This is a genomic window from Sporosarcina sp. FSL K6-1522, from assembly GCF_038622445.1.
Taxonomy (GTDB): domain Bacteria; phylum Bacillota; class Bacilli; order Bacillales_A; family Planococcaceae; genus Sporosarcina.
Window position 1 is genome coordinate 2,267,830 of record NZ_CP152019.1, and the last position, 12,151, is coordinate 2,279,980.

The window sequence follows — 12,151 nt, forward strand, 5'->3', positions numbered from 1 at the left end:
ATAATGGGTAAAGCCATCGACGTATAGACGTTGAGGTATATTTGATTACAGGGGCACAGAAATGACCCCGGGAGGTTGCAATATGACAGTGTTCCATTTTGTGGGAATTAAAGGATCGGGGATGAGTTCCCTCGCGCAAATCCTTCATGATTCCGCTTATGAAGTGCAAGGTTCGGATGTAGAAAAGTATTTCTTTACGGAAGATCCCCTTCATGAAAGAAAAATAGCCGTGTTACCATTTGATGAAATAAATATTAAACCAGGGATGACAATTATTGCGGGGAATGCTTTTCCTGATAGTCACCCTGAGTTGGTGAAAGCAAACGAAATAGGATTAGAAATTATTCGTTACCATGATTTCCTGGGAAATTATATGAAGAAATTTATTTCCGTTGGGGTTACAGGTTCTCATGGTAAAACATCGACAACTGGGCTGTTAGCGCATGTTTTATCGGGGCATGCGCCTACGTCTTATTTAATTGGAGACGGGACGGGAAGAGGACCAGAGGCTAGTGAGTACTTTGTTTTTGAAGCATGCGAATATAAACGACATTTTCTCTCCTATGATCCTGACTACGCAATTATGACGAATATTGATTTTGATCATCCAGATTATTTTAAAAATCTGGAGGATGTTTTGGATGCATTTGGTGAAATGGCTCTGCGTGTAAATAAAGCTATTATTGCTTGTGGTGATGATATTCACCTGCAAAAAATTCAGGCCAATGTGCCTGTTGTTTACTATGGCTTTGATGAAATGAATGATTTTGCAGCAAAAAACATTGTTAAAACGGCCGAACATTCGACTTTTGACGTTTTTGTACGCAATGAATTCTACCATACGTTTACGATTCCTCTTGCAGGTGATCATGCAATTCTCAACGCGTTAGGCGTGATTGCGCTTTGTCATTATGAGGGCGTTTCAGCAGCTACTGTTGAGGAAAGGCTATTATCATTCCATGGCGTGAAACGACGATTTACAATTTCGGAAGTCGATGGACGGACGATTGTGGATGATTATGCTCACCATCCAACGGAAATTGCAGCGACCTTGCAATCAGCCAAACAGAAGTATCCAAATCATGAGCTAGTAGCCATTTTTCAGCCACATACATTTACACGAACTGCAGCACTTATGAAGGAATTTGCAGAAAGTTTGGCGCCTGCTGATCACGTATATTTATGTGATATATTTGGTTCGGCGCGTGAAAAAGCAGGTAACTTGACCATTGATGATTTGGTTGCCAAAATACCTGGGGCAAAGCATCTTGAATTGGATGATATTGGAGTGCTAGACGCTCATGGACACACAGTTTACTTGTTCATGGGAGCTGGCGATGTTCAAAAATATCTACATGCATTTGCGAGTTATATTGAGAAAGATGAAACAGCTTGATCCAATGGGATCAGCTGTTTTGTTTTTGGAAGCCCTTTATAATTCGGTGAACTTGATTTGGCTACGTGTTTTATACACATTATGGACATAAATTCAGTTCGTATTTCCAAATCATTTTACTATTTATGAAGGGAAATGGAGAAAGATGTCGAAGATGTTCTATAGGCATAATGTTTATTTTGCCTGAGAAAAGGGAACACAGTGTATTAGGAACAAGCAGTTGGAGGAGGCAGTATCATGGAAAATTTATTGTACATAGCAGCTATCGTCGCTGCAATCGCATTTTTGATTTTATGCGTAAGTTTGGCGATGACGTTGTTCTCTGTGAAGAAAACATTGCAAAGTGTTTCTGAAACGATGGACGGGCTTACAGTTCAACTTGAAGGGATTACGAAAGAAACAGCAGATCTTCTTCACAAGACCAATAGCCTAGCTGAAGATATTCAGCAGAAGTCGGAGAAATTGAATACGGTTGTGGATGCAGTGAAAGGCGTGGGAGAGTCAGTTTCGGGGCTTAATTCGTCCGTTCGAAGAGTATCTGAATCAATTACAACGGGTGCCGAACAAAATGCTGATAAAATTGCGCAAGCTGTTCAATGGAGCAATGTCGTTATCGACATCATGGCGAAAGTGAAAGAGCGGAAACCACAAAGTGCAAAGAGCAAGGGATGGACAGTGTATAAGCCGGGGCAGGGGCTAAAGAAATAACATCGCCCTTATGACAGCTTAATATAAAATAGAAGCCAGTTTCGACAAATGAGGAGGAATTAGAGATGAATGAAGAGCGAAATAGAAACGGTCAATATGAGAATACTTATGGCGAGCAAACCTATTTGCCAGCTAACTACAATCCTACACCGAAATCTTATACAGATGAATTTTATAGAGAGGTCCAAGGTTCGGGGGCTAGTAGCTTCTTATTTGGTGCGCTAGTTGGAGGTGTCATTGGAGCAGCAACAGCACTCTTTCTCGCGCCAAAAACAGGTAGTGAAATGCGTGGGAATTTGACGACGCAGGCTTCACAGCTGAAAAATAAAAGCATCGAAATTAGTTCGGTTGCCAAAGAGAAGGCGACAGAGTTTTCAACTGTAGCAAAAGAGAAAACAACAGAATTCACATCGGTTGCTAAAGAGAAAACGGGTGAATTAACAAAGACATTACAGGAGCAATCTGGTCAAATTATTGATAAAGTAAAGACGATGACGTCCAAAACATCTGTACCGATGGATGATGGCACGGTTTCTTCAGAGGGTGAAGAAGCGATTGAATTTATCAATGAGGTAGCCGAAAAAGTAGAAGATGTTCTTGAGCAGGAAGTGGAAGAAGTGACAGCAACAGCAGAAGCATTGCACAAGGCTGTCGAAGAGAAAATAAATGAAGAAGCAACTGTAAATGAGAAGTGAATAAACAGAAAAAGCCCATCAATTGTGATGGGTTTTTTTCTACATTAAGAAGCTGATATTGCCTTATCTCGCTACTTAATGGAACTTGATTTCAAGTGAATCGCCGCCGAAAATCGGGTCATTAAATCCGATAGGCGAACCATTGCGCAATAACTGATAGGTGCTAGAAGAACTTTCAGGTATTTGATAGTCTGTATGCACAAAGACATCACTGAACGTGATAGGAGTCGTATTCAGAGATGTGATCGTCAACTGACTATCTGCTTGGACGATGGTATCGCCATCGCTAAGTTGTCCGTTCAACATAAAAGAAAGCCGTTGTTTTTGGATGGTAATAGTTGTCCCGTTGAACGTGACGGTCATTTGATCCACCGATTTCTTACCGAGTTCTGCTGCGACTTCATTAATTGTAGGAGATGGTGGTTTTTGGATTGCTATTGCATCTTGATCTTTTAGGATATAGGAAGTGTTGACTGGTATACCTCCTACTAAAAAGGTCATTGGTCGCGCTTTTAACGCCATCGGTTTTTGATTGACGACTACGGAAAAGACATTGGTTGCCAGTTGTTCTTGGCGATTGGTTGCCGCCAATGCAGCCGCTAATGTTCTTGCTTGTGAAACATGTATTTTATCACGGTCACTAAGCTGTGTATCAAGGCTTTGTGGAATCCCGTTGACCGTAATGGAAGGCTCTAGTTTGACGGCTAGTCCATCAATCGTGACATGAATCGTCGGCACATCATCGAGCAAATCACGCACGGTTGCAACGGCGTGTTTGCCATCTTTACCAGGCAATAGTTCGATCGCATCGCCATTTTTTATGAATTCTTTTGTGCTTGTTACTTGTCCGTTCAAGTGAATGGTCGCTTGCGTGCCATGCTCGCCGGGAATAAGGATGTCTTGGTCATTCAGTTTGATGGATAGACCGAGTCCAGGCATACCATAAAGTTGTCGTGCTTTAATATTGGCTGCAAGCAGTGCATCTCCGACGGTCATTTCCTTTAACTCGAAAAGTCGAATGGTTTTGTCGTTGACGGTGACAGACATGTAGTGAATAGGTGCTCTTCTTGCTGCGATAGCAATACCGATTGGTGTCACGAGATCGGGCGATGAGATGATATTGGGCTCTAGTGTGATTCCCGTCAGTGCATCTAGTCCTCGAACGCCTACGCGGTTTGCTGGAAGATCCAGACAAGTGCTAATTTCTTGGGTTAGCCCAGGCGTCAAGCTACCGCCGCCGACAACCATAACCGCTTGTGGGGATTGTCCGCCGTTTAAACGCTTGATTTCATCCGCGATTAAACGGGCCAAGCGTTCAACGGATGGTTTGATGACATCAGCGACTTCGCTAGCTGCAATCTGCTGCTCGAAACCGAGAATGTCTGTGATGACAATGTCTTCCCCTGCCGTAATCATTCTTTTGGCATTTTCAGCGAGTGGAAAATCGAGTAAATAGTGATTGCTAAGTGCCTCTGTGATCTCATCTCCGGCTACAGGTACCATGCCATATGCCACAACCGTATTGTTATTTGTAATGGCAATATCGGATGTCCCAGCCCCTATATCGGTTAATGCGACGTTAAGTCTGCGCATCGATGGCGGAATGAGGACATTGATGGCTGCAATTGGTTCTAGTGTCAAGGCTTCCATTGCTAAGTCTGCCCTTTTGAGAGCGGCTAGGAGAGACTCCACGACGACTCGTGGGAGAAAGGTTGCAATGACCTCGACAGATGCAGAGCGTCCTGCTTGGTCGATAAGGCTACCGATTTCGTCGCCTTCTAGCTTGTAATGCAAAACGGAATAACCTACACAGTAATAATAATCGTCTTTTGTGACAGCGTCGGAAGACATGAGTTTTTGTTGGGCGTGTTGGACAGCGGCTAGTTCCAAGCGGTTAACATCTTCATGTGAAATAAGGGATTTTTCTGAGATGTCGACAGTCATGACACCTTCTGATGTTTTCAAAGAACGACCCGCCGCGGCAACACTTACTTGTTTGAGTGGTCCATGGCGTTCTTCAAGGATGTTTTTGATATCTGAAATCACGCTAGCAACACTTAAAATATTATGTATTTGTCCATCAATCATAGAGCGTTCTTTATGCTCGATGGAGACAAGATCAGCAACGTGGTAAATACCGTTGTTTTCTTGTAGGATGATTCCGACAACAGAACGTGTTCCGATGTCGAGCGCAAATAGTGTAGTAGGCAAGTTTTTCACCCTTTCTGTCGAGGAATGTCCTGAATTGAGAAAAATTTTAATAAATAACGTGACTTTTCAAATAGTATTCATTATACTAGGTCTATTCTATAAAAATGTAACATATATTCCCCTCTTCGGAAAGGGAATGATATGTAGGGGAGGAGACATACTGATGAGACAAAATGAACTAGATGAGTTACGCGGCCGTGTGAACGAGCTAAACATCAAAGTATTGGATCTTATTAATGAACGAACAGCTGTTGTCCAAGAGATTGGGAAAGTAAAAGAAAAGCAAGGTGTCAACAGGTATGATCCAATCCGTGAAAGAGAAATGCTTAATTTCCTAAAGGAATCAAACAATGGTCCATTACCGAATGGCGTTTTAGAGCAGATCTTTAAAGGCATTTTTATGTCTGCGCTTGAAATACAGGAAGATGACCAACGCAATGCATTACTCGTATCGCGTAAACGCAAAGCTGAAGATACGGTCGTTGACATCAATGGCCATAAAATTGGTGATGGTAACCCGTCATTTATCTACGGGCCATGCGCAGTCGAATCTTATGAACAAGTACTTGCTGTTGCACAATCCATCAAAGCAAAAGGTTTGACGATGATAAGAGGTGGCGCATACAAGCCGCGCACGTCACCATACGATTTCCAAGGGCTTGGTCTGGAAGGGCTAAAAATCTTGAAGCGTGTATCAGAAGAAACAGGGCTTTCAGTTGTAACGGAAATCATTACGCCGTCACATTTGGAAGAAGCGATGGATTATATCGACGTCGTGCAAATTGGTGCGCGTAACATGCAAAACTTTGAATTGCTGAAAGAAGCGGGAATGATCAATAAGCCGGTTCTTCTAAAGCGTGGACTTGCAGCGACAATCGATGAATTCATTAATGCAGCTGAATATATTATGTCAAAAGGAAATAGCCAAATTATCCTTTGTGAGCGTGGTATCCGGACATATGAACGAGCGACACGTAACACATTAGATATTTCAGCTGTTCCAATTTTGAAGCAAGAGACGCATTTACCGGTATTCGTCGATGTTACGCACTCAACAGGTAGAAAAGATTTGTTGTTGCCAACAGCGAAAGCTGCAATTGCGGTAGGCGCAGATGGCGTTATGGCGGAAGTACATCCGGATCCAGCTGTTGCGTTGTCCGACTCTGCGCAACAAATGGATCTACAACAGTTTGATGAGTTTTATGAAGCGATTCAACAATTCATGAAAACACACCACACAGTCTCATGATTTTACGCCGGACCTTTAGGGTTCCGGCGTTTTGACTTATACACTAGGATAAAAACTTGAAGCCGTGCGGCGATTAAAATGAGACTTTTGAATTTTATTGTCCAAGCCGCCCAGCATAGCACTTATATGCTATATTAAGTAGAAGGCTGAATGTAAATAGGCTAGGGTATAAGTATATGAAGTGAATGGATGAAAGGAGTTTGGTCAATGGCTGTAACGATTTACGATGTTGCCAGGGAAGCGAGTGTTTCGATGGCAACGGTTTCCCGCGTCGTTAACGGGAATCCAAATGTAAAACCTGCAACGAGAAAAAAAGTGCTTGAATGCATTGAACGGCTTGGATATCGACCAAATGCTGTAGCAAGAGGGCTTGCAAGTAAGAAAACCACAACAATCGGTGTCATTGTGCCCGATATTTCGAAAAGTTATTACTCGGAGCTTTCGCGTGGCATCGCAGATGTAGCGACAATGTATGAATATAATATTATCCTATCCAATTCTGACGAACGTACGACGAGAGAAGTGGAGCTGCTCGAGGATCATCTTGGGAAACAAGTAGATGGACTGATTTTTATGAGTGATTCCATTTCTGAGGAAGTTCGGACTGAAATGGCGACGGCTAATGTGCCAATTGTTTTGGCTGGAACGCTCGATGTTCAAAATTTGTTACCAACTGTCAATATTGACTTTGAAGAAGCTGCATACGTTGCTGTCAATCAGTTGATTGCCAATGGGCATAAGCGAATTGTTTTACTTTCGAGTCCTTTTACAAGGGATATTAACCGTATAAGCAAACGGGCGGGGTATATTCGGGCACTTCAAGATGCGGGGCTTGCTGTGGAAGAGGAGCTTATTATCGAGACGGGAGATTCATACGATAGTGCATATGAATCATGGAAAGCGATTCGTGAATTGCGAGGGAAACCAACGGCTATATTTGCTACAAATGATACGATGGCAGTTGGCGTGTTAAATGGGATTTGTGATGAAGGTTTATCCGTACCTAGAGATTACGAAGTTATTTGTTTTGAGCATTCTATCATGGCGAGAGTCGTTAGACCGCAATTGACGACGATTGTCGTGCCACTATACGATTTAGGGGCCGTAGCGATGCGACTATTGACAAAGCTAATAAACGGCGAAGAAGTCGACCAGGAACAGGTTATTTTACCGTTCAGGTTGGAAGAACGTAATTCATTGAAATAAATAAGAAAAGCGTAAGCGTCGTTTAGATATTAAAAGTGGGGCACCCTCCTTGACTACATAGATAGTCGAGGAGGGTGCCCCCATTGTGTTTGGGCAGTTCTATAAAAGCAGTTAGTTATTCAGCCGTTCGTTTCGGATAATATGTAAAGCCCGATCGAGCATCTGCGCATTTTTTTCCGTAATTTCCTCTTTGCGAGGAATCGGTTCGTAAAGTGGATTAGGGTCTTCCCATGTCGGAATAAGCGTCACAGGAGCTTGTTCCTGCCATTCTGCCAGCCATTCAGCAGGGAGTGGACCTGTTGGAGCCGCTTCGTTTTTCATAGCGAGCCAAATGTGGGACCACGCTCTTGGAACGACGCGCCAAATATCGTAACCGCCACCACCGATAGCAATCCAGCGACCATCGCAAAATTGCTCGGCAACTTCCCGGGCGATTCGTGGAATCTCTTTGTAAAGATTCATCGTACCGTATAAATGCGTCAATGGATCGAAGTAATGTGCATCCGCCCCGTTTTGCGTCAAGATGACATCCGGTTTGAAATAAGCGGTCACTTCTCTTATAGCGGTTTCATAAATATTCAAAAAGGACTCGTCTTCAGTAAATGCATCAATTGGAAAGTTGAAAGAGGTTCCATAACCTTCTCCATTACCACGCTCCGTAATATTCCCAGTACCTGGAAACAGATAGCGACCTGTTTCATGAATGGAAAACGTACAAACTGTAGGGTCATCGTAGAAACTCCATTGAACCCCGTCACCATGATGGGCATCCGTGTCAATATAGAGGACGCGAGCCCCGTATTTTTTTTGCATATACTTAATGGCGACACTGCTATCATTGTAGACGCAAAAACCAGAAGCCCGTCCTTGGAAGCCATGATGGAGTCCGCCGCCGAGATTTAAGGCATACCGTGAGCGCCCTTCCATCACTTCATCGACCGCTGTTAGTGTGCCACCAACGAGCATAGCACTTGCTTCATGCATATTGGGAAAAATGGGGGTGTCTTCGGTTCCAATGCCATATATACTGCCTACATCTTCACGGAGTTCCCCTTTTCCCGCCTGTTTAACAATCTCGATGAATTTTGGATCATGTGCAAGCAGTAACTCATCATCCGTTGCAATACGGGGTGCTAAGATATCTGCGTCTTGAATTGCATTCATTTTACGTAGCAGATCAAGTGTCATGACAATTCGTTTTTGATTGAACGGATGTGTGTCTGAGAAAGAGTATCCAAGTTGTTCTTCAGAAAAGACAAATACGGCATCTTTTTTCATAGGTCGATTCCTGGTACATTCGGCCATAACACTTCAAATCCACTGTTTTTAAGCTCTTCGATAATTTTGAGTGGATTCATGGAATTAATCCGAATGACGAGTATTTTATTAGCTTCATTGTCTTTATCTGGATAAACGAGTACGCTTAACACATTGGTATGCAAATCATGGAACACTTTGGATACTTCAAAGAGAATGCCCGGCACATTCGGGACTCGTACTTCGAGTTGTGACCCGGGCTGATGTGCACCGGTCAATTCGATATATTTATAGAGCAAGTCTGTTTCTGTAATGATTCCGACTAACTTACCGCTGGAGACAATGGGGAGGGAGCCGATTTGGTTATCGTAAAATATGACAGCTGCTTCTTCCACAAAGTCCATCGGATGACCGACGATAGGATTTTTCGTCATAACCTCGGAGAGTGCTGTATCGTAAATGCTTGTGTCTATTATTTCTGAGATGGATGATGGAACAACTTCTTTCAAATTGCGATCCGTAATGATTCCGACGACTGTGCCTTCTGCTGATAGAATCGGAATATGCCGGATTTTTCTTTCTCGCATCGCTTGAAGTGCGTCTTTTACAGTGTGGTTTGGAGAAAGTGTTAGTACATCTTTTATCATGATCTCTTCGATTAGCATATAGAGCGCCTCACTTTCAATACAGGAATCGATTCCTAAAGCGTAAACTATCGAATCGCTGGACGGATTCTTGGTCAACCCTTGCGCCGATACGAGCCATTAGGCAGTTGGCGGGATGGGAGCAAATTTCAGGGTCATCGGTTGCGTAGTATTCTAAACCGCCTGCCTGCATCATTTTTTCCATGATCTTTCGATATTCCCAGACATTCAATTTGGTACCTTTTAAATCCCAGTGCCAGTAATATTCCGTCGTTAAAATGATGTAATCTTCCATTGCGTCATCCATCATTGAAACTTTTAGCAACGCTTTACCCACTCCGCCACCACGGAATTTTGGGATAATTTCAATCGCTCCTAATTCGATTAAGTTCTCCATATTTCCTTCCGACCAAGATTCGAGCGGGTCCGGGTATAAGTAAGTGACATACCCGACAATTTCATTTTGATCGCGTACGATTAAAATTCTTCCATCTGGCAGTGCAGCGATTTCAACAAGCGCCTTATGCTGCTGGGCAGGAGGTCTGAATGCGACAAGATCTTCATGAAAGTCCAGGCGCGCAATTTCCTCAGATGAGACAGGGCCTTCGATAATGATATCACCGTTTTTATGCTTAATTTCCATCGCATTATAGGTCTTAATATGTTCCAATAAAATCATCACCTCACAATCTAAGCAGATGATTCTAGTATACAACAAAAAATATGGAAAAAAGAAGTCTTATTGTTACAAAAGAAAAAACTATCTAAAAAATAAAATAAATTAGCAAATTCGGACTTGGATGATGTAGAATAGGAGGTGTTAACTTGATTCAGCGGGAATTGCCCATCTGATAAGTGGGGATGAATGCTAAAAGTTTTTTCAATCAGAGGGAGTTCAAAATCCCGACGCAATTACGCCTCGGCGTAATTGATTATTTTCGAAAGGGTGATTAGAGAATGGTGATGAAAATGTTGCCGGTTGTTCAAGGGAAGTTCCAGTTAGAAGATTATGATAAGACCGTCGAGAACTTTAGTTGGGCGGATGTAGAAAAAGAATTTAGTTGGTATGAAAGCGGTCTCATTAATATTGCACATGAAGCTGTTGATCGCCATGCAGATTCTTATCGAAAAAATAAAGTCGCTCTTTATTACAAAAATGAAGACCGAAAAGAAGCGTATACTTTTAATGAAATGAAAAGAATGTCAAACAAAGCTGCAAATGTATTGCGTAACCAATCATCTCTTGAAAAAGGAGACCGAATTTTTATTTTCATGCCACGTTCTCCGGAATTATATTTTTCATTGCTAGGTGCACTTAAATTGGGCGCAATTGTTGGACCGCTTTTTGAGGCGTTTATGGAAGGTGCGGTCTATGATCGACTGTTTGACAGTGAAGCAAAAGCAATCATTACGACGCCGGCACTTCTTGAACGAGTACCTGTCGACAGGCTTCCTCATCTTGAAACGATTTTCCTTGTAGGGGACGATATTGAGGAAGAAGGAAAGATTGTTGATTTCAATAAGTACTTGAAAGAGGCATCTCCGTATTACCAGGTGGAATGGATGAGTCGGGAAGATGCGACGCTACTACATTACACTTCGGGCTCTACTGGCAAACCAAAAGGTGTGCTGCATGTTCAGGAAGCGATGGTGCAACAACTTCAAACGACGCGCTGGGTACTCGATTTGAAAGATGAGGATATTTTTTGGTGTACAGCGGATCCAGGCTGGGTAACTGGGACAGCGTATGGGATTTTTGGACCGATGCTTGCAGGAGCAACAAGCCTAGTAGTAGGTGGAAGGTTCTCAACGGATAGCTGGTACGAAGCGATTCAAGATTACGGAGTGACAGTTTGGTATAGTGCGCCAACTGCGTTCAGAATGTTGATGGGTGCAGGGGAAGGACCACTAAGTAAATTCGATCTTTCCTCATTGCGTCACATCTTATCCGTTGGAGAGCCACTCAATCCGGAAGTCATTCGTTGGGGATCGGAGACGTTTAAAATGCGTATTCATGATACGTGGTGGATGACGGAAACAGGAGCGCAAACGATTTGTAATTTTGGCTGCCTACCGATTAAACCAGGTTCTATGGGGAAACCGGTTCCAGGAATCGAAGCTGCTATCGTAGATGATCGAGGTAATATCTTGCCGCCGAATCGCATGGGCAACTTGGCCATCAAAAAAGGTTGGCCGGCGATGATGCGTCAAATTTGGAATAGTCCTGAAAAATACGAGTCCTATTTCATGAACGACGAATGGTATGTGTCTGGTGATTCCGCTTATATGGATGAGGAAGGGTATTTCTTTTTCCAAGGTCGTGTAGACGATGTAATCATGACAAGTGGAGAACGTGTAGGTCCATTTGAAGTAGAAAGCAAGCTACTTGAACATCCAGCTGTTGTTGAAGCAGGTGTAATTGGAAAACCAGATCCTGTTCGTGGAGAAATTATCAAGGCGTTTGTAGCACTTCACGAGGGTTATGAACCATCTGAAGAGTTGAAGGAAGATATTCGAGCATTTGTTAAAAAAGGGCTGGCAGCACACGCAGCTCCACGTGAAATTGAGTTTAAGGATAAATTACCGAAAACACGAAGTGGGAAAATTATGCGTCGCGTGTTGAAAGCATGGGAATTGAATTTGCCGACAGGCGATTTGTCGACAATGGAAGATTGATCATCGATTAGCATAAAAAGGCTCGTCCGTTACGATAACGGACGAGCCTTTTTGGCAAAGTAAGAAAGCATATGTTTTTCTTACTTTGCTATTTTTCTAGATGTACTCG

Annotated in this window: 10 protein-coding genes; 6 read left to right on the top strand and 4 right to left on the bottom strand. The window is 42.9% G+C overall.

What is annotated here, in order from left to right; genetic code table 11:
* Positions 1 to 82: 82 nt before the first annotated feature.
* From murC to MKY34_RS11060, 3 genes are all read left to right on the top strand, one after another.
* Positions 83 to 1,396 (top strand): UDP-N-acetylmuramate--L-alanine ligase, encoded by a 1,314-nt coding sequence (gene murC / locus MKY34_RS11050; RefSeq protein ID WP_342510494.1) that lies wholly within the window; start codon positions 83 to 85, stop codon positions 1,394 to 1,396.
* Positions 1,397 to 1,633: 237 nt separating this feature from the next.
* Positions 1,634 to 2,104: a DUF948 domain-containing protein gene (locus MKY34_RS11055; RefSeq protein ID WP_342510496.1), complete on the top strand. Its 471-nt coding sequence runs from the start codon at positions 1,634 to 1,636 to the stop codon at positions 2,102 to 2,104.
* Positions 2,105 to 2,169: 65 nt separating this feature from the next.
* Entirely contained in the window at positions 2,170 to 2,799 is a 630-nt protein-coding gene (locus tag MKY34_RS11060; RefSeq protein WP_342510498.1) for a YtxH domain-containing protein, read from the top strand.
* 75 nt (positions 2,800 to 2,874) lie between these two features.
* Here MKY34_RS11060 and MKY34_RS11065 read toward each other — a convergent pair whose 3' ends face one another.
* Positions 2,875 to 5,019: a cell division protein FtsA gene (locus MKY34_RS11065; RefSeq protein WP_342510502.1), complete on the bottom strand. Its 2,145-nt coding sequence runs from the start codon at positions 5,017 to 5,019 to the stop codon at positions 2,875 to 2,877.
* 154 nt (positions 5,020 to 5,173) lie between these two features.
* Here MKY34_RS11065 and MKY34_RS11070 point away from each other — a divergent pair, with 154 nt between their 5' ends.
* Together MKY34_RS11070 and ccpA are read left to right on the top strand one after the other, a co-directional pair.
* A complete protein-coding gene (locus MKY34_RS11070; protein WP_342510504.1) occupies positions 5,174 to 6,259 on the top strand; it encodes a bifunctional 3-deoxy-7-phosphoheptulonate synthase/chorismate mutase in 1,086 nt (361 codons plus the stop codon).
* A gap of 207 nt (positions 6,260 to 6,466) precedes the next feature.
* Positions 6,467 to 7,465: a catabolite control protein A gene (gene ccpA / locus MKY34_RS11075; protein WP_342510506.1), complete on the top strand. Its 999-nt coding sequence runs from the start codon at positions 6,467 to 6,469 to the stop codon at positions 7,463 to 7,465.
* A gap of 111 nt (positions 7,466 to 7,576) precedes the next feature.
* On the opposite strand, the gene MKY34_RS11080 is transcribed toward ccpA, so the two are convergent.
* From MKY34_RS11080 to MKY34_RS11090, 3 genes are read right to left on the bottom strand one after another with little or no spacing between them, the layout of a single operon-like run.
* Positions 7,577 to 8,743: an acetoin utilization protein AcuC gene (locus MKY34_RS11080; RefSeq protein WP_342510508.1), complete on the bottom strand. Its 1,167-nt coding sequence runs from the start codon at positions 8,741 to 8,743 to the stop codon at positions 7,577 to 7,579.
* On the bottom strand, positions 8,740 to 9,387 hold the full coding sequence (locus MKY34_RS11085; protein ID WP_342510511.1) for an acetoin utilization AcuB family protein: 648 nt from the start codon (positions 9,385 to 9,387) through the stop codon (positions 8,740 to 8,742). The genes MKY34_RS11080 and MKY34_RS11085 overlap by 4 nt, the downstream gene beginning before the upstream one ends.
* Positions 9,388 to 9,403: 16 nt before the next feature.
* Positions 9,404 to 10,036, bottom strand: a complete 633-nt coding sequence (locus tag MKY34_RS11090; protein WP_342510513.1) for a GNAT family N-acetyltransferase — start codon at positions 10,034 to 10,036, stop codon at positions 9,404 to 9,406.
* 287 nt (positions 10,037 to 10,323) lie between these two features.
* Between MKY34_RS11090 and acsA the strand changes: the two genes are divergently transcribed.
* Positions 10,324 to 12,042 (top strand): acetate--CoA ligase, encoded by a 1,719-nt coding sequence (gene acsA / locus MKY34_RS11095; RefSeq protein ID WP_342510515.1) that lies wholly within the window; start codon positions 10,324 to 10,326, stop codon positions 12,040 to 12,042.
* Positions 12,043 to 12,151: the final 109 nt, after the last annotated feature.

What these genes read in the sequence shown, in the direction of transcription:
- ccpA (WP_342510506.1), top strand. Translation starts at nt 6,467, where the DNA reads ATGGCTGTAACGATTTACGATGTTGCCAGGGAAGCGAGTGTTTCGATG.
- MKY34_RS11085 (WP_342510511.1), bottom strand. Translation starts at nt 9,387, where the DNA reads ATGCTAATCGAAGAGATCATGATAAAAGATGTACTAACACTTTCTCCA.
- MKY34_RS11080 (WP_342510508.1), bottom strand. Translation starts at nt 8,743, where the DNA reads ATGAAAAAAGATGCCGTATTTGTCTTTTCTGAAGAACAACTTGGATAC.
- MKY34_RS11070 (WP_342510504.1), top strand. Translation starts at nt 5,174, where the DNA reads ATGAGACAAAATGAACTAGATGAGTTACGCGGCCGTGTGAACGAGCTA.
- murC (WP_342510494.1), top strand. Translation starts at nt 83, where the DNA reads ATGACAGTGTTCCATTTTGTGGGAATTAAAGGATCGGGGATGAGTTCC.
- acsA (WP_342510515.1), top strand. Translation starts at nt 10,324, where the DNA reads ATGGTGATGAAAATGTTGCCGGTTGTTCAAGGGAAGTTCCAGTTAGAA.
- MKY34_RS11060 (WP_342510498.1), top strand. Translation starts at nt 2,170, where the DNA reads ATGAATGAAGAGCGAAATAGAAACGGTCAATATGAGAATACTTATGGC.
- MKY34_RS11055 (WP_342510496.1), top strand. Translation starts at nt 1,634, where the DNA reads ATGGAAAATTTATTGTACATAGCAGCTATCGTCGCTGCAATCGCATTT.